This window comes from Lachnospira hominis (ex Hitch et al. 2025) (assembly GCF_040096395.1).
GTDB lineage: Bacteria > Bacillota > Clostridia > Lachnospirales > Lachnospiraceae > Lachnospira > Lachnospira hominis.
Window position 1 is genome coordinate 67,130 of sequence record NZ_JBBMES010000004.1, and the last position, 23,094, is coordinate 90,223.

26 protein-coding genes are annotated in these 23,094 nt (G+C 35.8%); 3 read left to right on the forward strand and 23 right to left on the reverse strand.

The window, feature by feature from the left end; translation table 11 throughout:
• The first annotated feature begins 75 nt into the window (after positions 1 to 75).
• Both WMO38_RS05335 and WMO38_RS05340 read left to right on the forward strand, forming a co-directional pair.
• Complete coding sequence (locus WMO38_RS05335) at positions 76 to 1,161, forward strand: L,D-transpeptidase family protein (RefSeq protein WP_349161818.1); 1,086 nt, start codon at positions 76 to 78, stop codon at positions 1,159 to 1,161.
• An 87-nt stretch (positions 1,162 to 1,248) separates the two neighbouring features.
• Positions 1,249 to 2,781, forward strand: coding sequence for a sodium/proline symporter (locus WMO38_RS05340; RefSeq protein WP_349161819.1), 1,533 nt, complete (start codon positions 1,249 to 1,251; stop codon positions 2,779 to 2,781).
• Between the two features lie 78 nt (positions 2,782 to 2,859).
• Here WMO38_RS05340 and WMO38_RS05345 read toward each other — a convergent pair whose 3' ends face one another.
• The 3 genes from WMO38_RS05345 to WMO38_RS05355 all read right to left on the reverse strand — a co-directional run bounded on the left by WMO38_RS05345 (position 2,860) and on the right by WMO38_RS05355 (position 5,651).
• Complete coding sequence (locus tag WMO38_RS05345; protein ID WP_021866701.1) at positions 2,860 to 3,921, reverse strand: tyrosine-type recombinase/integrase; 1,062 nt, start codon at positions 3,919 to 3,921, stop codon at positions 2,860 to 2,862.
• A gap of 122 nt (positions 3,922 to 4,043) precedes the next feature.
• Complete coding sequence (locus WMO38_RS05350) at positions 4,044 to 5,183, reverse strand: DEAD/DEAH box helicase (RefSeq protein WP_349161820.1); 1,140 nt, start codon at positions 5,181 to 5,183, stop codon at positions 4,044 to 4,046.
• A gap of 123 nt (positions 5,184 to 5,306) precedes the next feature.
• Positions 5,307 to 5,651, reverse strand: a complete 345-nt coding sequence (locus tag WMO38_RS05355; RefSeq protein WP_186836916.1) for a LysM peptidoglycan-binding domain-containing protein — start codon at positions 5,649 to 5,651, stop codon at positions 5,307 to 5,309.
• Between the two features lie 259 nt (positions 5,652 to 5,910).
• On the opposite strand from WMO38_RS05355, the gene lexA reads away from it, so the two are divergent.
• The gene (lexA, locus tag WMO38_RS05360) at positions 5,911 to 6,537 is read left to right on the forward strand and encodes a transcriptional repressor LexA (protein WP_021866704.1); all 627 of its coding nucleotides are present in this window, start codon (positions 5,911 to 5,913) and stop codon (positions 6,535 to 6,537) included.
• A gap of 118 nt (positions 6,538 to 6,655) precedes the next feature.
• On the opposite strand, the gene rsfS is transcribed toward lexA, so the two are convergent.
• From rsfS to WMO38_RS05460, 20 genes are all read right to left on the reverse strand, one after another.
• Positions 6,656 to 7,012: a ribosome silencing factor gene (rsfS, locus tag WMO38_RS05365; protein WP_349161821.1), complete on the reverse strand. Its 357-nt coding sequence runs from the start codon at positions 7,010 to 7,012 to the stop codon at positions 6,656 to 6,658.
• On the reverse strand, positions 7,013 to 7,600 hold the full coding sequence (gene yqeK / locus WMO38_RS05370; protein WP_021866706.1) for a bis(5'-nucleosyl)-tetraphosphatase (symmetrical) YqeK: 588 nt from the start codon (positions 7,598 to 7,600) through the stop codon (positions 7,013 to 7,015).
• Positions 7,601 to 7,605: 5 nt separating this feature from the next.
• Positions 7,606 to 8,235, reverse strand: a complete 630-nt coding sequence (nadD, locus tag WMO38_RS05375) for a nicotinate-nucleotide adenylyltransferase (RefSeq protein ID WP_021866707.1) — start codon at positions 8,233 to 8,235, stop codon at positions 7,606 to 7,608.
• 26 nt (positions 8,236 to 8,261) lie between these two features.
• Positions 8,262 to 8,567, reverse strand: coding sequence for a ribosome assembly RNA-binding protein YhbY (gene yhbY, locus WMO38_RS05380; protein ID WP_021866708.1), 306 nt, complete (start codon positions 8,565 to 8,567; stop codon positions 8,262 to 8,264).
• Positions 8,568 to 8,608: 41 nt separating this feature from the next.
• Positions 8,609 to 9,904 (reverse strand): GTPase ObgE, encoded by a 1,296-nt coding sequence (gene obgE, locus WMO38_RS05385; RefSeq protein ID WP_349161822.1) that lies wholly within the window; start codon positions 9,902 to 9,904, stop codon positions 8,609 to 8,611.
• A gap of 129 nt (positions 9,905 to 10,033) precedes the next feature.
• Positions 10,034 to 10,324: a 50S ribosomal protein L27 gene (gene rpmA / locus WMO38_RS05390; RefSeq protein ID WP_021866710.1), complete on the reverse strand. Its 291-nt coding sequence runs from the start codon at positions 10,322 to 10,324 to the stop codon at positions 10,034 to 10,036.
• A gap of 5 nt (positions 10,325 to 10,329) precedes the next feature.
• The gene (locus tag WMO38_RS05395; protein ID WP_021866711.1) at positions 10,330 to 10,668 is read right to left on the reverse strand and encodes a ribosomal-processing cysteine protease Prp; all 339 of its coding nucleotides are present in this window, start codon (positions 10,666 to 10,668) and stop codon (positions 10,330 to 10,332) included.
• A gap of 29 nt (positions 10,669 to 10,697) precedes the next feature.
• Entirely contained in the window at positions 10,698 to 11,006 is a 309-nt protein-coding gene (gene rplU / locus WMO38_RS05400; RefSeq protein ID WP_021866712.1) for a 50S ribosomal protein L21, read from the reverse strand.
• Positions 11,007 to 11,122: 116 nt separating this feature from the next.
• Complete coding sequence (locus tag WMO38_RS05405; protein WP_349161823.1) at positions 11,123 to 12,493, reverse strand: family 4 glycosyl hydrolase; 1,371 nt, start codon at positions 12,491 to 12,493, stop codon at positions 11,123 to 11,125.
• Between the two features lie 13 nt (positions 12,494 to 12,506).
• Positions 12,507 to 13,010 (reverse strand): phosphatase PAP2 family protein, encoded by a 504-nt coding sequence (locus WMO38_RS05410; protein WP_349161824.1) that lies wholly within the window; start codon positions 13,008 to 13,010, stop codon positions 12,507 to 12,509.
• Positions 13,011 to 13,024: 14 nt separating this feature from the next.
• Positions 13,025 to 14,230, reverse strand: a complete 1,206-nt coding sequence (locus WMO38_RS05415; RefSeq protein ID WP_349161825.1) for a ribonuclease E/G — start codon at positions 14,228 to 14,230, stop codon at positions 13,025 to 13,027.
• On the reverse strand, positions 14,230 to 15,501 hold the full coding sequence (hisIE, locus tag WMO38_RS05420) for a bifunctional phosphoribosyl-AMP cyclohydrolase/phosphoribosyl-ATP diphosphatase HisIE (protein ID WP_186836911.1): 1,272 nt from the start codon (positions 15,499 to 15,501) through the stop codon (positions 14,230 to 14,232). Before hisIE ends, WMO38_RS05415 begins: the two co-directional genes overlap by 1 nt.
• 15 nt (positions 15,502 to 15,516) lie before the next feature.
• A complete protein-coding gene (gene hisA / locus WMO38_RS05425; RefSeq protein ID WP_186836910.1) occupies positions 15,517 to 16,236 on the reverse strand; it encodes a 1-(5-phosphoribosyl)-5-[(5-phosphoribosylamino)methylideneamino]imidazole-4-carboxamide isomerase in 720 nt (239 codons plus the stop codon).
• 17 nt (positions 16,237 to 16,253) lie between these two features.
• Positions 16,254 to 16,853: an imidazoleglycerol-phosphate dehydratase HisB gene (hisB, locus tag WMO38_RS05430; protein ID WP_186836909.1), complete on the reverse strand. Its 600-nt coding sequence runs from the start codon at positions 16,851 to 16,853 to the stop codon at positions 16,254 to 16,256.
• A gap of 1 nt (position 16,854) precedes the next feature.
• Complete coding sequence (gene hisD / locus WMO38_RS05435; protein ID WP_021866719.1) at positions 16,855 to 18,153, reverse strand: histidinol dehydrogenase; 1,299 nt, start codon at positions 18,151 to 18,153, stop codon at positions 16,855 to 16,857.
• 32 nt (positions 18,154 to 18,185) lie between these two features.
• On the reverse strand, positions 18,186 to 18,830 hold the full coding sequence (hisG, locus tag WMO38_RS05440) for an ATP phosphoribosyltransferase (RefSeq protein ID WP_021866720.1): 645 nt from the start codon (positions 18,828 to 18,830) through the stop codon (positions 18,186 to 18,188).
• Positions 18,830 to 20,137 (reverse strand): ATP phosphoribosyltransferase regulatory subunit, encoded by a 1,308-nt coding sequence (gene hisZ, locus WMO38_RS05445; protein WP_349161826.1) that lies wholly within the window; start codon positions 20,135 to 20,137, stop codon positions 18,830 to 18,832. Before hisZ ends, hisG begins: the two co-directional genes overlap by 1 nt.
• Positions 20,138 to 20,228: 91 nt before the next feature.
• Positions 20,229 to 21,497: a diguanylate cyclase domain-containing protein gene (locus WMO38_RS05450; protein ID WP_349161827.1), complete on the reverse strand. Its 1,269-nt coding sequence runs from the start codon at positions 21,495 to 21,497 to the stop codon at positions 20,229 to 20,231.
• Positions 21,498 to 21,518: 21 nt separating this feature from the next.
• Complete coding sequence (locus tag WMO38_RS05455) at positions 21,519 to 22,052, reverse strand: Holliday junction resolvase RecU (RefSeq protein WP_349161828.1); 534 nt, start codon at positions 22,050 to 22,052, stop codon at positions 21,519 to 21,521.
• Positions 22,010 to 23,077: an RluA family pseudouridine synthase gene (locus WMO38_RS05460; protein WP_349161829.1), complete on the reverse strand. Its 1,068-nt coding sequence runs from the start codon at positions 23,075 to 23,077 to the stop codon at positions 22,010 to 22,012. Before WMO38_RS05460 ends, WMO38_RS05455 begins: the two co-directional genes overlap by 43 nt.
• Positions 23,078 to 23,094 lie beyond the last annotated feature (17 nt).

The following is a 23,094-nucleotide window of genomic DNA, read 5'->3' on the forward strand; positions in this document are numbered from 1 at the left end:
ATGATTTCAAAAAACTATGTCAGTTGCCGCAAGTTTCACCATAATTTAGCTTATTTAAGGACAGATATATTTTCTATGGAATTCAAATATCAGAAAATTAAAAAGCTGGACATTAAAAAATGGCTGCAGGGCGGCAACTCAAAGATATATTTAATTATATTGGTTGTTTTCCTTGCAGCCGTAATTTTTGCACTAACCAGCATAAAAGAATTAAGCAAAAATTCACAATCCGACAATAATATCACACAATCTGACGAATCAGATAATAATAAAGAGACTTCGGCTTTTGTTGAAAATAATCTCGGCTATAAATTGCGTGTGAACAAATCACAGAATTTTATTACCGTATACAAAAAAGACTCATCAGGTGAGTTTAAGCCATTATCTGTTTTTGCATGTTCTGTAAATTCTAATGTCAATACAGGTGACACTGTAATTTCAAACAAACAGACATGGAGTATGCTTGCATCAAATACATATGGTCATTATACATGTATTCTTGGTAATGGTGCATATATACATTCTGTACCTTATTGGTCACAAAATGTAAAACAGCTCAATGTAGATGCCTATAACAGACTTGGAATCACAGCAAATACAGGTTCTATATATCTTCAGGCAAAAGACGCAAAATGGATATATGAAAACTGTGGTGTTAATATTCCCGTTGAAATATATGAAGACGCAAATGAAAAAGCTCTTCTTGATTATAAAATACCGGATAAACTTGCTGCCGGTGCCAATTATGATCCTTCAGACACTGAAGCATTAAATGCTAATATAAATGGCAAAATAGATTATATGTCAGGTGTGAAAAACTGCCAGATAGCACTCAACCAGCCATTTGACAAATGGGAGGGTATCTATGCGGTTGATACAAACGGCAATAATATAACTTCATCAATAACAATTTCTGGAAATGTTGACGTTACAAAACCTGGAGTTTACACTTTGATTTATTATTTATCTGATAATTTTGGAACTGACCTTGCATACTACAGATATGTGACTGTCGGTGAAGGTGAGACATCAAATGCTGCGGACAATAACAATAATAAACAGCAGACAACAACTGCTCCTTTGCCATCCGCAACACAGCCTCAGACCTCACAGCCGCAGACACCTGCATCACAGCAACAGTCTTCCAATCAACAGCAGTAAATTTATTAAACAAAATCTATTCCTTTTATTATAATTTTATGTTATACTCTAATAGTTAAACTAAAAACTGAGGAATGGAGAAATAATATGTCTGATATTATAATTATGGTATCAATTGTTGTATATCTATTAGTTGTTGTTGCTATCGGTATACAATATTCCAAGAAAAACAAAAGTTCAGATGACTTTTACCTTGGCGGAAGAAAGCTTGGTCCTTTCGTAACTGCTATGAGTGCCGAAGCTTCTGATATGAGCAGCTGGCTCTTAATGGGACTTCCCGGCGTTGCTTACCTTACAGGTGTAGCAGATGCAGCATGGACAGCGATAGGTCTTGCAATCGGAACTTACATAAACTGGCTTATAGTAGCAAAAAGAATACGTATGTATTCACAGGGATATGATGCATTCACAGTTCCTGATTTCTTTTCGAAAAGATTCGGTGGATGTAAAACCTTATCATGCATTGCGGCTATAATGATTGTTGTATTTTTCGTGCCTTATACAGCATCAGGTTTTGCAGCATGCGGTAAATTATTTTCAAGCCTTTTTGGTGTCAGCTATCTTTCGGCAATGGTTATAAGTGCTGCTGTAATCGTATGTTACTGTACATTAGGTGGTTTCCTTGCTGCAAGTACAACAGACCTTATTCAGAGCATTGTTATGTCTGTAGCACTTATTGTTGTTGTTGTTTTCGGTATAAATGTTGCCGGAGGATTTGATGCTGTTGTTGATAATGCAAAGCAGCTTCCGGGCTATCTTGGATTATTTAAAACATATTCAGCCGAGACAGGTACGGCATCCAATTACAGTTTCTTAAAAATATGTTCTACACTTGCATGGGGACTTGGTTATTTCGGTATGCCACATATTCTTTTAAGATTCATGGCAATAGAAGATGAGAAAAAGTTAAAATTGTCCAGACGAGTTGCTACAATCTGGGTTGTAATTTCACTTTCAGTTGCAGTATTTATCGGTATTGTAGGTTACGGCATGTCAAAAGCAGGTGCTCTTGATATTCTTACAGGTTCAAACTCTGAGACAATTATAGTAAAAATTGCTCATCTGTTAAGCACTCATGGTGTAATCGCTGCCATAGCTGCCGGTGTTATTCTTGCCGGTATTCTTGCCGCAACAATGTCAACAGCAGATTCACAGCTTCTTGCCGCAGCTTCCGGAATATCTCAGAATCTTGTAAGAGAATGTATGGGTGTTAAGCTTTCAGAAAAAGCAGCTTTAATTGTTGCAAGAATTACAGTTGTTATTATCTCAATTGTAGCAGTATTTATGGCCGGCAACCCTGACAGTTCAGTATTTGAAATCGTATCATTTGCATGGGCTGGTTTTGGTGCAACATTTGGTCCTGTAGTCCTTCTTTCATTATTCTGGAGAAGAGCTAATAAATATGGTGCAATATCAGGTATGATTTCAGGCGGTATTATGATATTCCTTTGGAAATATGTAATATCAGGATTTGGCGGTGTCTTTGCAATATATGAATTATTACCGGCATTTATCGTTGCAATTATCGTAAATGTTGTTGTGAGTCTTCTCACAAAAGCCCCTTCAAAAGAAATTCTTGATAAATATGATGAAGTAAGAGCAATTGAAATTAATGCATAATATATTTTAAATACAAAAATTCCTGTCCGACTTAATAAATCAGACAGGAATTTTTATTGTTATTTATCATTAGTCATTTTAATCATCAGCCTCTGTACGCAGACGTACAATATTTCGTGCACTGCGTTTATTTTCATCGACAATCTCTGCATAATGCTTTCTTGTAGTATTGACGTCTTTATGACCAAGAACATCAGCAACAAGGTAAATGTCCTTGCTTGCCTGATAAAGATTGGTACCATATGTACTTCTTAATTTATGTGGTGTTATATGCTTGACAGTTGTTACGGTAGAAGCATATTTTTTAACAAGAAGTTCAACCGAACGTACACAAAGCCTTTTATTTTTTGAAGAAATAAAAAGTGCATTTTCATGTCCTGAATCAGGATTCATCTGTTTGCGTTCTTCCATATAATCAAGCAGTGCCGCACGTACTTCATCGCCAAAGTAAACAAAGCTTTCCGAACCACCTTTTCTTACGACTTTAATTCTGTCATTATCAAAATCAACATCATTAATATCAAGTCCTACACACTCTGATACACGGATACCTGTACCAAGTAGAAGAGTAAGAAGTGCTAAATCCCTGCATTTTAATTTTTCGTGTGTCCTTAACTGTGCCGTTGTCAGCTTATTGCCATTTTCAACATTATCAAGAAGTTCAGCAACCTCATTTACATCAAGACGTGTAATTGCTTTATCGTGAATTTTAGGCATATCAACCTTCAGGGACGGATTATTTGATATCAGCTCATATCTGTAGTAGTAACCATAAAAACGTCTTAATGAGCATAATTTACGCTTTGCAGCACGTTCATCATTAGTGACAGTCGTTCCATCCTTATCATAAACCTTCATATATCTTAAATAATCAGAAATATCCTGTCCAGTTACACTTTCAATATCATGAAGAGTAAAATCACTTATCTGATAATTACTGTACTGTGGAAATTCTGCTATCAGAAACTCAAAAAATGTTTTCAGATCTCTTGCATATGCAAGACGTGTACGCGGCTGTTTTGAATACTCGAGACTGTTAAAATACTCACGACAGAATTCCGGAAATATTTTAAGCAGTTCATTTATCTTCTGGGCATATTTTATATTCTGTTGTTCAGCATAAGTCTTACTTGCTGCCATAATAGCCTCCTTAATCACACATACATCACTTCGCCAAACTCCAGTTTAACGAAGTTGTAGTAATGAATTAATATATACCCGTGCATGTTCTGCATGGGTATATGTATTTTTATAACATTACATTATTTTGAAACAATTTTTCCATTGTACAAACGTTTCTGGACAATGTTTATATTGAATGCTTTCTGATATTTTTTAATCTTATTTAATTCATTCTCGGTTATGATTGATATACACAATCCCTGTTCGTTGTTACGTCCGCATCTGCCGGCACGGTGAAGATATTCTGTTGGTTCTTCCGGAAGATTCACATTAATAACTGTTGATACATGATCAATCTGTAATCCTCTTGCAGCAACATCCGTTGCCAATAGATATTGAAGTCTGCCATTTTGAAAATCTTCAACAGCTTTTTTCTTAGACTGTTTATCTATATTACCTGCTAATGCCGCAACATTGTAATTATGATATTGTAATTTCTGTAATGATTCTTCAAGATCGTACTTTGTATTAATAAATATCATTGTTTTATCTGAATTAACAGCTTTCGCAATCTTACGAAGTGTCTCAATTCGTTCACGACGGTCTGATATTATAAATATATGTTTTATTGTTTTAGGTATAAGTTCTTTATTTTCCTTTGACAATTCATATATAACAGGATTATAAGTTATTGTATTAGCCTGCTTTATTGTCTTGTTACTTATACTTGCTGAAAATAAGAGAACCTGTGTCCTTTTCATAAGAGACTTTCTTATGAAAATAATGCTCTCAAGATATGTTTTATCCATAAGCTTATCGGCTTCATCAAGTATAAGTGTCTTTACATTATGAACTTTTAACTTCTTCATTCTTATAAGCTGAGCAGCTCTGGATGGTGTTGCAACAGCAATTACAGGCTTAATCTTCAGACTTTCAATCTGACGTGTAATATTTCCGTCACCAATCAACATAAGTGTATGTGCATCTGAATGCATATTATCAAACAAGAGCTGAATCTGCTTATTAACCTGTGATGCCAGTTCCTGCGTTGGTACTAAAACAAGTGCCTGAAGTGTATTCTCAGACAAATCAACTGACGATAAAACAGGAAGCAGATATGCAAGTGTCTTGCCGCTTCCGGTGCTCGAACATGCTATAACATCTCTTCCATCAAAAACCGGCTTTGCCACTTTACACTGTATCTGTGTAGGCTGTGTTATATTTTGAACCTGTAATGCGTCAATTAATTCAGGTTTTATTAATAAATCTTTAAATGTCATATTAAACTCCGATTATTATATAATATATTAATGTATAAATTATATCAGATAAAATATCCAAAGTCCATACAATCATAGCCTTTCATTCGTGTCCATCCTATTCATACACTACATGCCAGGGTATCATTTTGTATAATATATAACTATATTCTGTCCCGAATAAATAGTATCATCTGTCATATTATTAAGTGACTTTACTGCATTGATATACTGCTGATGGCTCTCACCATCTGAAGCATAAGAATCTGCGATATTCCAAAGTGTATCATCAGGCTGCACTGTAATACTCGTATAGAAACGCTGTGTCTGTGATTTCTCCGGATTAGAATTAGATGCATTCACAATTATTATTCCATAAATACTTATAGCAGCCACCATAATAACAGCAAGCACAATAGTTATTAAAGTCTTCTTTGCTGATAAATGTAACCATCTCCTGCGTGAATGTCTTCTCTTATTGTTCATCATAATAAAAACCTCCTCAAAAAATAAAAATGTAAAAACCATAAATATAACTATATAAATAAGCATCTATGAACAGTTGTTCCGAATAAACGTTCTGTTTATGCTTGGATTATAGAATAAGAACATTTGTTTGTCAATATGATTCAAGTAAAAAATCGAACATTTTTTCGGAAAATTTGTTTGATTTTTTACATTTTAAATGTTATAATAAACAAAAATATTATATTTTATGGATAAACGAATTAACTGGGAGGTATGTTTAATGGCATATGGAAGAATTACAAAAAAGCAGACTGAGATTCTTGAATATATCAAGTCTCAGATTTTAAATAAAGGTTATCCGCCATCAGTACGTGACATATGTGAAGCTGTCAATCTGAAGTCAACTTCATCTGTTCACGCACATCTTGAAACACTTGAAAAAAATGGATATATAAGAAGAGACCCTACTAAGCCAAGAGCTATAGAGATTATTGATGATAACTTTAATCTTACAAGACGTGAAGTTATTAATGTTCCGCTTGTAGGACGTGTAGCTGCCGGTGAGCCGATTCTTGCCGTGGAGAATATACTAAGCTACTTTCCTATTCCTGCGGAATTTATGCCGAATACAGAACTTTTTATGCTTACTGTAAAAGGCGAAAGTATGATTAACGCCGGAATTTATGATGGAGATAATATTATTGTAAGCAGACAGAACACTGCACATAACGGAGAAATGGTTGTAGCACTTGTCGATGATTCTGCCACAGTTAAGCGTTTTTACAAAGAAGAAGGACACATACGTCTTCAGCCTGAAAATGATTACATGGATCCTATTATTGTAGACAACTGTGAGATTATCGGAAAAGTAATTGGCGTAATAAGAATCGACAATTCAGGATTATAAATACAGGCACAGACATTTTTATATCCGCCATAATAAAACACAAATCAGCCACCTGCAGCATTATAATTGCAGGTGGCTGATTTTTATCTATATTATATTTTTGTTTATATTAGTTTTTCTAGATTTCTTCAGGATTGACTTCAATTCCGTCACGCCATATTCTTTCTAGATTATAGAAAAGTCTGTCTTCCTTTGAAAATACATGTATAATTACATCTTCATAATCAAGAAGAATCCAGCTTGCACTGTTATATCCCTCAACTTTAGGATCTGCAAATCCTGCTTTATATAACTGTTCTTCAACATTATCTACAATAGCCTGAACCTGATTAGGGTTATTTCCATTTGCTATTATAAAATAATCCGCAATAACTGATACATTACTGATATCTATAACTCTGATATCCTCTGCTTTTTTGTCTTTCATTGCCTCGATGGCTGCCTTTACCATCTCTTTTGATTTTAAATCGGCCATTTAAAAACCTCCTGTACTTTTATAATAGTCACACGTTTCCTGTGTGAGTGGATCTATTGGTTTATTCCGTTTTTTTAAATACTCAATTGTGCTTAATGTTACACGGTATATTGCCTCTTTTATATCTTTAAAAACAAGGGCCCGTATTTCATCGAGATTGTCTGCCTTATTTCGCAAAGGTTCCATATAATCTGCAATAAACACAATCTCCTCAAGTGGTGTCATGCCGGGATGACCTGTGCTGTGATATCTGATTGCATTGCATATATCTTCATCATCAATGCCATATTTTGTACCGGCAAAAAAAGCCCCGGCTTTTGCATGTAAAAGATATGGACTCAGACGTTCTGCCTGCGTGATTTCAATATTGTTGCTCTCACATATCTCAATCAGCTGTTCATCCGAATAACATTTGGCACAATCATGAAGAAGTCCTGCCGTAAATGCTTTCTGCATATCGACACCATAACGCATTGCAAGACATGCACTTGTCTCTGCAACACCTATTGTATGCCAGTAACGTGCTTTATCCGCTGTAAATTCCTTTTTTACCTCTTTTCGGAGTGCTTGTATATATTCGTTATCCATTACAGTTATTCCTCCAATTTGGAACTTTTAACACCATACAGACCATGCTTCATTATATAATCATAAACGGCTGGATTTATCATTTTCTCAACAGACACGCCATTTTTTAAATTTTCACGTATAACAGTGGAACTATATGGCAGGGCCGGTGTGTCAATAATATCTATTAAAGCTCCATACGTATTTTTAAGAAATTCTATACGCTGTTTAATCATTTCATCATCCAGATTGTCCCTGTTTGCAGCAAGAAGATGACAGTTTTTCATTACATAATCAGCGTGATACCATTTATCTATAGAAAACAGTGAATCCGCACCTATAATAAAATAAATCAGATTATATTTCTCTTTCAGTATTTTTAATGTATCACACGTATATGTTCTTCCGGGACGTTTTACTTCAAGCTCGGAAAGTTCCATATAAGGATAATCTTTTATTGAAAGTGAAATCATATTGCATCTGTCTTTGGCATCCGCAATAAGACTTGTGTCTTTATATGATGACGGATTGCCACTTGGCATTATAAGAATTTTGTCAAGATTAAACTGGCTGTGGACATGACGGGCAATCTCGATATGTCCTGTATGGACAGGGTTAAATGTCCCACCAAATACACATATAATATCAGAATTCATATTCAATTCCTTTATTAAATCTATTATTAGTTCTTTTTATTTGCAGGTGGAAGTTCGATTTTTTTCTTGTTTTTTGATTCTTTATATAAAACAATCTTTTTGCCAATCACCTGAACAACCTGTGAATGTGTACGCTCTGCAACAATCTGTGCAAGTTCGTTCGGATCATCTGCACAATTTTGCAATACATTTATTTTTATAAGTTCCCTTGCTTCAAGAGCTTCAGCAATAGCCTGTGTATTTTCAGGCGTAAGGCTTGATTTTCCAAGCTGGAAAATCGGATCCATTGTCATGGCAAGACCCTTTAAATAAGAACGCTGTTTGCTTGTCATATTTTATCTCCTTTAAATAACAATTCATTCATAATCTATAATTAATCGTAGTAATCAAATTCAAGATAGTCGCCAACTCTTACAGTATCACCCTCCTGGACACCAAGTTCTTTAAGCTGCTTTAAAACACCTGTCTGACGAAGGAACTTCTGGAAGAAATTAAAGCCTTTCTCAGATTCAAGATTAGTATATCCAAGCATTCTGTCGATTCTTGGGCCTGATACAACATAAACGCCTTTATCATCTTTTTCAACATAAAATGCTTCATTAGGATTATCAAAAAGTGTATCTGTATCGAGTTCCTTCTCAAACATAACAGGTTCATCTGTCATACTATCAAGAAGTTCACGTACATAATACAAAAGTTCTTTAAGTCCCTGACCTGTAACTGCCGAAATTGGATAGACTTTTATTCCTTCAGGTTCAAAAGCTTTTTTGATTACATCGACTGGATTTTCTGTTTCATCGTCTGTGTATATTGCATCAATTTTATTTGCTGCAATAACCTGTGGACGTTTTAAGAGTTCAGGATTATATGCCCTTAACTCTTCATTAATTGCCTTGATGTCAGCGACAGGGTCTCTTCCTTCTGTTGAAGCTGCATCAACCATGTGAATTATAACTTTAGTTCTCTCTATGTGGCGTAAAAACTCATGTCCAAGACCAACACCTTCAGATGCTCCCTCAATAAGTCCCGGAATATCAGCAATTACAAATCCTCTTCCACCATCAAGGTCAACAACACCAAGATTAGGATTAAGTGTCGTAAAATGATAATTTGCAATCTTAGGGCGTGCATTAGTTACTCTTGAAAGAAGTGTTGACTTACCTACGTTAGGAAAACCTACAAGACCAACATCGGCAATAACCTTTAATTCAAGACGCACCCATAGTTCCTGTGCATCCTGGCCAGGCTGTGCATACTGTGGAGCCTGCATTGTTGATGTTGCATAATTCATATTTCCTTTGCCACCACGGCCGCCTTTTAAGATGACCTCACGCAGATTGTCATTTGACATATCGGCAATTACTTTTCTACTCTCATCGTCATATATAACAGTTCCTTCCGGAACTTTTATTACCAGATCTTCACCGTCTCTGCCTGTACAGCGTCTCTTTCCACCCTCTTCACCGCTTTTTGCAATATATTTGCTGTTATGTCTGAAGTCTCCGAGAGTGTTAAGTCCCTTGTCAACTTCAAATATAATATCGCCGCCTTTGCCGCCGTTACCACCATCAGGGCCGCCATCAGGAACATACAGTTCACGTCGGAAACTTACATGTCCGTCGCCGCCTTTGCCGGATTTTATAAAAATTCTTGCTCTGTCTGCAAACATAAATGACCTCCTCTGTAATTATTTTGCCTGTTCTGTTATATAAAAAATTCCGTTATTTATTTTATCACACGGATTATATAAGGTAAAAAAGCTCCAAATCCGAAGACTTGGAGCTCAAATAAACTAAAATTATTCGTTAGAAGTAACAGGATAAACAGAAACCTGCTTTTTATCTCTGCCCTTTCTTTCGAACTTAACAGTTCCATCAACAAGTGCGAATAATGTATCATCGCCACCGCGGCCTACATTAACACCTGGAAGAATCTTTGTTCCACGCTGTCTGTAAAGAATATTACCAGCAAGAACGAACTGTCCGTCAGCTCTTTTAGCGCCTAATCTCTTAGACTCTGAATCTCTACCATTCTTTGTAGAACCAACACCCTTTTTATGGGCGAAAAACTGAAGGTTCAAATTCAACATATTAGTTACACCTCCTCGATTGATATGGATAAGTAATCAGGATTACCGGCAGCCACCTGGGATAATCCCAGTTCAAGTGCGTTAAGTAATACTCTGATATCACTTGTAATCTCTGTCATTTCAGATGTGAGCATAAAAGAAATCAATGCTTCATCTTCGTTTACCTGTGTCTCATACTTAGCATCGGTAAAAGTATCGATGGCATTAATCGTATTAATCACAAGCAATGAAATAGCCGAACATACAATATCGCTGCCTTCATCGGCATAGCCCGAATGTCCGTATGTTTTAAATCCAAGCACCTCACCGTTAACGTGGGACTTGTAAATAACAGCATGTGTCATAAGCCATGCCTTTCTAACTTAACAAGTAATTAAGCGTTAATCTTTTCAATCTTAACCTTAGTGAAAAGCTGTCTGTGACCATTTTTCTTATGGTAGCCAGTTTTTCTCTTGTACTTGTAAACGATAACCTTTTTGTCTTTTCCTTCTCCAATAACGCTTGCTGTAACTGAAGCTCCTGCTACTGTAGGGTTTCCAACCTTAGCATCTCCGTCATTTACGAAAAGAACCTGGTCAAATGTAACAGTGTCACCAGCGTTCACGCCAAGCTTTTCAACCTTGATTACGTCGCCTTCAGAAACTGTGTACTGTTTACCACCTGTTGCTATAATTGCGTACATATGGCACCTCCTAAATTAAATACTCGCCAGTTTTGGGGAGAATATCATAAAAACATTCTGCTTGCATCCTAACTGAGCGGCACACTAGAATATAATATATTACTTGTCTTATATTGTCAATTATTTTTTTGAAAAAATCTCAAATTTTTTTCATACATTTCATCAAAAAGACTTCTGGCCTCATCAAGCGTTAAAGAACTGCAAAGAGGCTGGTTTACGAATGACTCAAATATTATCTTCTTATCCCGTTTTTTTATTCCTTCATAAAGAATATCTATATTATCGCTGCACCTTCTTACAAGCGACTGTACAGCCACAGGAAGGGGCTTTGTTGTGACAGGAACAACTCTGTCGTTTGAAAATACCGCATTTGTCTCAACAATGCTTCCCTCAGGCAGCCATGAAATCTGTCCTCTGTTTGGAAGATTTACATTGCTTATCGTAGTTGTAAGTCCGAGCACGCTACGCATAAGTTCAACAGCTTCCTCATCAGACTTCTTTACTTCAGGTCTTATTTCACCTGATGCAAGTTTTTTTGACTCCTCAATTCTTTCATTCATCTGCTTAATTCTGAAATCAACTGTTGTCAGTGCAAATTTCCACGAGTCAACCTGTGACGGACTTGCAAGGTACCATTTATTATTCATAAATTCAGCAAGATGTCTGTCTCCCGCCGCACCGAGCACACCGTAACGCTTATACATATCCATTTTTACACGGTTCGCATATGCGAATGTGTCTGTCTTGTAAGAATCAGCCGGACCGTGCTCGTAATGGCCTTCCTCAAAATGCTTTGCAATATAATCATCCATGAAATCAAATATTTCAATATCTTTATATTTTGCACTTGAAATCCATGTAAAATGATTAATTCCCGCAACTTCTGTATATATCTCTTTTCTTTTTGCCTTAATGCCCGTAAATTCTTCAAGAATATCGCACAGAAAATCTTGTGTGTGAAACACTTCATGACAACAGCCAAACGCTTTAACAGACGGAAATACATCATTCAACGTCTTTGTGCATATGCTCATTGGATTTGTAAAATTAATAACCCATGCATCAGGACAATATTTTTCTATTGCTGCCGCAAACTCTTCATAAAACGGAACTGTGCGGAGTGCTCTTGACACACCTCCCGGACCTGCCGTATCACCGACGCTCTGGTAAATATTATATTTTTCAGGATAATGGACATCCACTCTCATATCTTCAAAAGTTCCCGGAAGAATTGATATTACAACAAAATCCGCACCACATAAAATTTCCTTGAGACTGTCATATACAACATAATTCCATCTGCTCACTGTTTCAGGCTGTTTATTAATATTGTTACCTATCTGCTGATTGCGGACTGCCGCCTCTTTGTCTATATCAAAAAGCCCGATTTCACCTGTCAGGTCGCTGCACAGTGCAAGGTCATTCATAAAAACTCTCGCCCACTGCTTTGAGCCGCCGCCGATGTATGCTATTTTTATATTTTTCATAATTCAATCCCTCCTAAAAAACAAAATATATTATTCCAGAAAGTATTCCGATTACAGCCCCGGCAATTACATCTTTTGTAAAATGCACACCCGAGACAACTCTTGTTATTGCAATTATCAATGACATAACAGCAAGTACAATTCCAACTGGAAAATATACATAAAATCCCGTCATTGTTATAAGAAATGCAGATAATGTATGTCTGCTCGGAAATGACTCTCCGATTTTATCCTTATTTATAAGCGGCGTAATATCATACTTTGTGTATGGTCTTGGCGAATCAATTAATTTCCTGAAAATTGACACAACTACAAATGCTGTTGCCGGAACAACTATACATTTTGTTAACATCAGATAATCTTCTTTTACAAAACTGTAAATAATCAGTCCGCAGTAAACCGCTGCTTCAAGCACCGGCAATACCTTGTATAGAAATTTTAATATATCAAATCGTATTTGTTTCTCTTTAAAAAAAGCTTCACATTTTCTGTAAAATCTGACATATAAACAATCCAACTATATCAACTCCTTTAAAATGAAGTATCTTTCAATGCCTGTAAAAGTGTTACACCCTCTCTTTTTCTCGTCACTTCCACAAGACCGAGTTTTGTAATATCAATAAGCGTAGTTGTCACTTTGTCATTTTTAAATAAATGCCTGAGACCGGACATAAGCTTTTGCGTATTATCTTCACTTTTCATATTAATAAAATCAATTATGATTATTCCTGACAGATTTCTTAACTTTATCTGTCTTGCAATTTCATCAGCAGCTTCACTGTTTACTTTGTATACAGTATCCTCTTTTGCAGCTTCGCCGCTCTTTTTTGAAATACATTTTCCGGAATTGACATCAATGCTTGTAAGTGCTTCGGTCTGTTCAATTATAATATATCCGCCGCATTTAAGCCATACTTTTTGTGCAGATGCCTGTTCAAGCTGCTTTTTAATGTCATACAGCTTATAAAGCTCCAACATCTCATCTTTATACAGGCGTACCTTCATGCGTTCATTTTCAGGAAGATACGCACATATAGTATCATATATGTTATCATCATCGGTTATTATTTCATCAATATAATCATTCGGAAATCCAAGAATATGATTTACATATAAAGGTTTTTCTTTGTAAAGACACACAGGTGCCTTTTCATACGTTGCCCTCTGTAAAATATTTTCAAATTTTTTGGACATATCATGTGCTTCTTTTAAAATATCTTCAAAATCCGATTCATTTACATCTTTGCAGTTTGTACGAACTATAAATCCGAATTTTTCAGTATTTAAAGATTCCAGCAAAAGTGACTGCACCTTTTTGCACATCTCATCTTTTTTTGTTTTTGATGAAATATTGACTCCTCTTATATCGGATGATAATACAACATATTTTCCTGTCAGTGAAACCTTTGTTGTCACAGTCGGAGGTTTTGTTTTTACAGCCTCTTTAATTACCTGGACAAGCACCGAATCGCCCTGATTTAATTTGTCATTATTTTTATTGTTAAAAAAAATGTGCCTGTTGTTGTCTGCTTCAAGAGGAAAATAACATTTTACTCCTTTTTCAATTTCAACAAAAGCACAATTAATATTTTTGACGACATTTTCTACACGTCCTGCATATATATTTCCCATAACACCGGCGGGGCTTAAAATATCAAGCCCCACACAGATATTATTGTCATACTCAGCAGATACAAGCCTGCCGTCAATATGTGTAATAATATATTTTGCACTCATTATCTGTTAGCAAGTTCCTTTACTATATCTTCCCATGTAACACCTTTTAAAACCATAAGAACCATCACATGATAAAGGAAATCAGAAATTTCGTATTTGATTTCCTCAGGGTCAGGATTTTTGGCGGCAATAATAACTTCTGTTGCCTCTTCACCACATTTTTTAAGAATTTTATCAATTCCCTTATCGAATAAATAATTAGTATATGAGCCTTCTTTTGGATGTTGTTTTCTGTCCTCGATTATGCTCATTACATTATTAAATACTTTAAGTGGATTTGTCTGTGCATATTCAGTAGAAACAAGATTACGGTAAAAACAGCTCTTATTTCCTGTATGGCATGCAGCACCAATCTGCTTTACTTTTGCAAGAAGCGTATCATTATCACAGTCTATCTCAATAGAACGGACATACTGGAAATGACCTGATGTAAGACCTTTAACCCAGATTTCATTTCTGCTTCTGCTAAAATAAGTCATTCTTCCTGTCTCGATTGTAAGGTTAAATGATTCTTCATTCATATATGCAAGCATAAGAACTTCATCAGTCTTGTAATCCTGAACAATAACAGGAATAAGCCCCTCTTTATTTAATTTGAAATCTGAAAATGGAATTGAGCTTGTAAATGTATTCATAACGATACCATTTTTTGTAAGTTCATGTTTCTTTTTCATAAAATCATAGTCAGTTGTACTTATAATACTGCCAGAAATACCTGCAACTAAATCAAATGCAATTATTTCATCAAACAATACAGATGTCTCAACTATAGCCGGAATTCCATCAAAATCCGCAACTGCTTCTTTATAAGACACACCATCTTTTACAAAAACAAATGCTATCTCGTTATCTTTTGCAAGCTGAATAACATCTTTATCATATGCTCTGTATATAAGTGCAATCTTATCTTTGCCAAAACGGTCGCAGACTTCTTTCATCATAATCATATTTGACTCGCGTGATTCGTCGAGAAGAGCTGCCTTTGCTCCTGCATAAAGATACTTCTTAACATCTTCAACCCTCTTTACATTGCCGCCGGCAATAACCGGTGTGTCAAGTGCCTTTGTAATCTGTCTGATAATGCCAATTGCTTCATCATGTGATGCATCATCATATGATAAATCCATGATAATAATTTCATCTGCACCGTTTGCACTGAAGCTGTCCGCAACGCTGACTGCATCATCACTTATAAGATTAGTAAGTGCTTCATCGCTATATGCTTTTGTATCTTTTAAATAAATTATTGGAACTAATTTTTTATAAGACATAATTATAAGTCTCCTTTAATTTTCAAATTCTTTTACTGCATCTTTTAATATGATTTTTTTCTCATATAATGATTTACCCATGATTGCACCATGGATACCGGCTTTGTATACATTGCGAAGATCATCCATACATGACATGCCGCCTGATGCAATAATATCTATACCGGTTTTATCAGACAGAAGCTTTGTCTGTTCAATATTTGGTCCTGATAACATGCCATCTTTTGATATATCCGTATATACAATAGTTTTCACACCTATATCTTTCATTGCAAGTGCAAGTGAAATAGCTGTTTTATCACTGACTTTTTCCCAGCCTTCAACGGCTACCATTCCATTTTTTGCATCAATTCCGACAACAATATGTTCTGCACCGAAATTTTCAATAGCCTGTCTGATAAAATCAGGATTCTCAACGGCTTTTGTGCCTATGATTGCACGATATATACCAAGATTAAGAACTGTCTCAATATCTTCAAGTGTTCTTATTCCGCCGCCAAGCTGGACAGGAACTGATACACTGTCAACAATCTTCTTTATTGTCTCTGAATTTACTGAGTGGCCGCCTCTTGCGCCATCAAGGTCAACAGTATGTATAAATTTAGCACCGTCTGCCTCAAAACTTTCGGCTATTTCATATGGTTTATCAGAATATACTGTAACTTCGTTAAAAAGTCCTTTTTTTAATCTGACGCATTTTCCGTCTTTTATATCTATAGCTGGATAAAGTCGCATGTTAATCTCCAATCTTTTTAAAGTGTACCTTTTGTGGAAAGCACTGATTTAATTCTTGAATCTTTCATTGTAGCTTCATCAAGGGCTTTTGCAAACGCCTTAAACATGCCCTCAATAATATGGTGGTCATTCTCCCCGCTTATCTGGCGTATATGAAGGTTCATTCCTGCACCATAAGATACAGCATAGAAAAATTCTTTAACCATCTGTGTATCAAAATATCCCACCCTGTCAGATGTGAAATTTCCGTCAAATACAAGGTAAGGACGGCCCGATAAATCAATTGCACAAAGTATAAGTGCCTCGTCCATAGGCAGTGTTATATCCCCATATCGTCTTATGGCTTTTTTATCTCCTATAGCTTCTTTTATTGCCTCGCCAAGAACTATTCCAACATCCTCAATTGTATGATGGCAGTCAACAACAAGGTCACCCCTTACTTTTAACGTAAGGTCAAAAAGACCATGTCTGGCAAAACTGTTAAGCATATGGTCAAAAAAGCCTATTCCTGTATCAATATCTGCTTCACCTGTTCCATCAATAACAAGTTTCATCTTTATATCTGTCTCATTTGTCTTACGGCTTATTTCAGCCTGACGAACATTTTTTTCAGCCATTTTACTTATCTCCTTCAAAACGTACATGTATTGAGTTCGCATGTGCTGTAAGGTGCTCTGCCTTTGCAAATGTTTCTATATCGTTATGTATAAGCTCAAGTGCTTCTCTTGAGTATGAAATGATACTTGATTTCTTGATGAAATCGTCAACGCTTAAAGGTGAGAAGAATTTTGCCGTACCATTAGTTGGAAGTACATGGTTAGGGCCTGCAAAATAATCACCAAGTGGTTCTGAACTGTATTCACCAAGGAAAATAGCACCGGCATTTTTAATCTTTGTCATAACATTAAATGGGTCTTTTGTCACAATTTCAAGATGTTCTGATGCAATATCATTGGCAACTTCAATTGCCTCATCAATAGAATCAGCAACAAGAATGTAGCCATAATTTTCAAGAGATTTGCTGATAATCTCACTTCTTGAAAGTTCTTTTAAGAATTCATCAATCTGAGCTGACACTTTCTTTGCAAGTTCTTCACTTGTTGTCACAAGAATTGCAGATGCCATCTCATCATGCTCTGCCTGTGAGAGAAGGTCAGCTGCAACAAATCTTGGATTTGCAGTCTCATCAGCAATAACCATAATTTCACTAGGACCTGCTACAGAATCAATGCTTACATAACCAAATACAGCCTTTTTTGCAAGTGCAACATAAATATTACCAGGTCCCACAATCTTATCAACCTTAGGAACCGATGCTGTACCGTATGCCATAGCTGCGATAGCCTGTGCACCACCGACTTTGTAAATCACATCGACGCCGGCTTCTTTTGCAGCAACAAGTGTTGTCGGATATACTTTGCCTTCTTTATCAGGAGGAGTACACATAACAATCTGTTCAACTCCTGCAACCTTTGCCGGCATTACATTCATAAGAACTGACGAAGGATATGCTGCCTTTCCGCCAGGCACATATACACCTACTCTTGATAATGCTGTAACTTTCTGTCCGAGAATTGTTCCATCCGGCTTAGAATCAAACCAGCTGTACTGTTTCTGTTTTTCATGATAATCACGGATATTTACAAGTGCTTTTCTTATAACATCAAGAAGCTTGTCATCTACAAGTGAATATGCCTCATCAATCTCTTCCTGTGTCACAACAATATTTGAAGGATTAATATCTGCCTTATCAAAATTTCTTGTATATTCAAATAAAGCATCGTCGCCTCTTGATTTTACATTTGCAAGTATATCCGCAACGGCACTTTCAAACTTTCCATAGCTGTTAGGACTTCTCTTTAAAAGATTTTCAAGTATGTTTGATTTACTTTCCTTAGTCAGTTTTACAATTCTCATATCATTTTCTCCATTCCGCAGTTGTCTGCTCGTTAACAATTTTCCATATATTTACGCAAATCTGAAAGAATCTTGTTAATTCTTTCATTTTCCATTTTCATGCTTACCTGATTAACAACAACTCTTGCTGAGAGCGGACATATTTCCTCAAGAACCTCAAGTCCGTTTTCACGAAGCGTCGCACCTGTCTCAACGATATCAACGATAACTTCTGCAAGACCGACAATAGGTGCAAGTTCTACTGAGCCGTTAAGCTTGATAATCTCAACTGTCTGATGTTTTTTATTGTAAAAATAGTCTTTTGCAATGTTAGGATATTTTGAAGCAACACGTATAAGCTCATGGTGCTGCAATTTTTCTTTCGCAGATGATGGACCGCATACACACATTTTACAGTTGCCCACCTTTAAATCATATACTTCATAAAGCGTACGGCCTTCTTCAAGAAGCGTATCTTTTCCGACAATTCCTATATCTGCCGCACCATATTCAACATATGTAGGTACATCTGACGGTTTTGCAAGGAAAAACTTTAATCCAAGTTCTTCATTGGTGAATATAAGTTTCCTTGTATTTTCGTCTTTCATCTCATCACATGTAATGCCAATATGTTCAAATATCTCTAACGCTTTCTTAGCAAGACGACCCTTTGAAAGTGCAATTGTAATATATCTCATTAATACTTACCTCCAAGCAGCTGTTCTACAGTTATATTTTTTGTGCAGTTATCTTTTACATCAACAGTCTGTACTGTAAGTCCCAGAAATTCTGCAGATGAAACATCTGTATTTGTGCAGTCAGGAAGAAATACTACATTGGCAAGCTGTGAGTCAGCCGCATATTCAACATACTGCTCTTTAGTCTTTTCAGAATTACATGATGTCATGCATACACGTATACCTTTCTTTCTTAATGAGTCTGCCATCGATACCGCCTGTGAAAGATTTTGAGAACTGTATACAAGAAGTGTTCCATCAATATCAACAGGAATATCTATATTCTGTCTTGTTATTGCAGCCATGAGACTGTCGAGTGTTATAGAAAAACCTATGGCTGCCTTTTCACGTCCGAACTGGCCAACAAGCTTATCATAACGACCGCCGCCGATTACAGGCTCGCCTGTCCCAAATGTATATGCATGGAATACAATTCCTGTATAATATGCATGATTACTAAGTTCACCAAGATCAAACGAAACATATTTATCCGCACCTGTAATCCGGCAAAGATTATATAATGCATACAATCTGTCAATTGCTGCGAGACACTCCTTATTATCAGTGAGTGCTTTTGCTTTCTCAAGGACTTCAACAGAACCAAATAACTGTGGAAGTGCAAGTAAAACATCAGCAATGTGTTTATCGATATTTAATGATTCAAGAAGTTCTTCAACACCAAGAAAATTCTTTTCCTGTATAAGTGATACAAGATTTTCCTCATCATCACCGCCGATTCCCGCTTCATCTAGCAGGCCCTTAAAATATGACACATTACCAATCTCAACCTGGAATTCAGTAAGACCTGCATTTTTCATACAGTCTATAACCATTGAAATTATCTCAAAATCAGCATCAATTGAAGAATCACCGATAAGCTCTGCACCTACCATTGTATTTTCCTTTAATTTACCCTGATAATACTTGCTCACATTAATAAATGTATTGCCTGCATAACACAATTTAACCGGCAGAAGATTATCTGCATAATACTTTGCTGCCGTTCTTACTATTGAAGGTGTCATATCAGGTCTTAGAACGAGTGTATTTCCATATCTGTCAAAGAGTTTGAACATTTCATTAGATGGCACACTGCCTCGCTCTTTGCTAAAAACATCAAAGAATTCTATTGTTGGTGTCTGAATATCATTGTAACCATATTTAAGGCAGACATCGTGCAATCTTTCCTGAATCACCGACTTTCTGGCACATTCACCATTATAAATATCCCGTACGCCCTCAGGTGTATGTAATAAATCTCTCTTCATATAAAATCTCCATTCCTGCGTCTGCCACTTTATCGTGGTAACGTGATAATTCGTAAAACTGTTCAGATTATACAGGATAATAATCTTAATGTCAACTTATTTCACCGTGTAAATGTTCACGATAAATAATATAATGATTGTGTCCTCTCTCATGTGCAATATCAAATGCTCGATAAAGTTTTTTCTTTACAAGTTCCATCGTTATGCCATTTTGCGGATATCTTGCAATTCCAATAGAAAAAGTAAGATTTTTCTTTCCGTTCATCAGAAGCACATTCCATGCAATCTGGTTTCTAAGTGACTCAAGAAATGAACGTAAGTTTACTTCTGAATTAATATCACGAATTGCAATGCATATCAGATTATGTTCAATCTCACATACTATTCCTCTGTATGATATCATCTGTTTTGCAGTCTGTAATGCTGTATAAAGAATACTATCCGCATATTCTTTTCCTGCCTCTGCCGTCATTACGTCAAGGTCATCTATCTCTAGAAGCATAAGCGAGAATTCACATGCCGGATTATATTGTATATTATTATCGCAGAACTGCTCAATATCAGCCGACGTAAAATAACTTCCTGCTTTTTCAAAATTGTAAGTTGTAACGCTCTGGTAGCCCTGTGAATTAGTAAGATTGCGTATACTGGCAACAGCTTTGGCCGGCTTATTTTCACTGTAAATAGTTGTGACCTTTAATTCTATCAGGTCATACTCAGCTTTCTTTGTAAGCATATTTGTCTTAAATCTGTGAGTATATGAAACCGTGCCTTTTTTCATATCAGCAACAAATGCATTATACTCATCAATTGTATCATCTGAAATAAGATGCTCATCTTCCATCTTTGATGTAAGTTCAGACATATCCATATCAATTATGTTATGTATTTCATTGTCAATGAAATTATTTATCTTAAAGTTATGGGTTTTATAATCATAAATAAAGAACAGTTCATTTTCCATTGCAAGAAGATGCCTGAAACTCTGCATATTATTCTGAAGTGTTGCATTCTGTTTTTTCAATGCAAGTATATCCGATGCAGACAATTCAAAATATTCAAACGAATTGTCCGTTGACACAAACTGAAAATGTGCAATGTGAAGAAGAATCCAGCGGTATGAATTATCTGAACGTCTCATTCTGATAACCATATCAGCTTCCTGATCCTGTCTTAAATGATGTGCAACATCCATGAAATCATCAAGGTCAACCTGATGAATTGATTCTAGAATTGATGTCATTGTAGATATGCCGATAAAACGGTACATTTCTTCATTTGCAGTGATAATATTATAATTCATATCTATAATTGCATGACCATCTATCAGTTCATATTTTTCAATAATATTTTTTTCCATAAAACCTCCTCATAAAATCAATCAGTCTCTGGACATAATATCTTTTTGCAAAGCATCAAGATAATGAACCGGAACGCCTTTCGATGCATGTATGCGGTAGCTCTTATCAATTTCATCATATGTAAAGCTCTTTCTACCGCCATTTTTGCCTCTGTTCCAAAAGTAAATTATATCACAGAAAGGTACATAATAAAACTCATCTCTGGAAGAAAAATACAAAATTATAAACGAAATACCCTGCTGTTTTTCAAAGTCAGACATAAAATTCACCTGGTGTTCATGTATATTCTGCAGAGGAAATATATCAACTGCCGTCTCTTTCGCATCAAAACATACCGGTATTCCCTGAACAACACCTATATAATCAACCGTACTTTTCATATCAAAATAGGCAAGCGTTATATGTCTTGTGTCTTTGTCTATTTTAATAGGTTTTATAGGTGTAGGAATTTTCTGTATCAGTGCCAGATTGCTCTGCTGATATTTTTCATTTGCGAGATTGATAAAATCTTCTAATGTAGAGCCTCTAAGTCCTCTTGAGTTCCATGTTGCCATAGATTTTCTCCTTTTAAAACTTTAATGAACCCATCCGGTACATTTGTACGGATACACATCTCTCCTGTATCATTGATGTATGTATTATCTTTATCAGCTGCATTATCAATATTCATATTGCCGCTTATGGCATTAGGTATATCTAGCTCATAAGCATGCAGCATCTGGTTTTTTATGCCATATTTTTCTTTAAAATATCTGTTGAAAGTTTTGTCTCCATACTTTGCATCCCCCGCAAGCGGATGTTTTTCATATGCAAGATGTGCCCTTATCTGATGCGTCTTTCCCGTTATAAGATGCACTTTGACAAGCGACAATTCATCAGATATACACACTGGAAAATATTCAGTCTCAATCGCCGTATAATCATCCATGCCCGCACCATGTGGTATATTTTTTACAACATTGACTTTATTGACATCCGCATCTTTTCTAAGCCATCCTTTAATATGAACTCTCTTTGATACTCTGCCCTTTACAATACATATATAATACTTTTTTATCGTTCTATCGTGAAATGCCGCTGACATTTCCTGAAGTCCCACAACAGACTTTCCGGCAACAACTATTCCGCTTGTATTTCTGTCAAGTCTGTTGCATATACCGGCCTTAAATGTATTCTCTTTATGTTCTTCTTTCGCAGCAAGGTAATCATTGACATATTCGACAAGCGAAATATCATTTTTTTCTGCTTTTTGTGATAACATTCCCGATGGCTTATTTACAATAAGAAATTTATCGTCTTCATAAAGCACATCAAGTTTTACTTTATCAGGCACAGCTGCAATTTTAGTGCTTGTTTTTTCATCTGAAAATTTTTCAAATGTCTCATCTGAAAAAAATATTTTTACGCTGTCACCGGCTTTTATTTTTTCATTTCCATCAGCCTTTTTTCCATTAAGTACAATATTCTTTTTTCTTAACATTTTGTACAGAAAACTTTTCTGTGCTTTAGGCAGGCATTTTACCAGATACTTGTCAAAACGCTGTCCTTCCTCCTGATGTGAAATAATAAATTCTTTCATAAAATCTCCGTTTTATT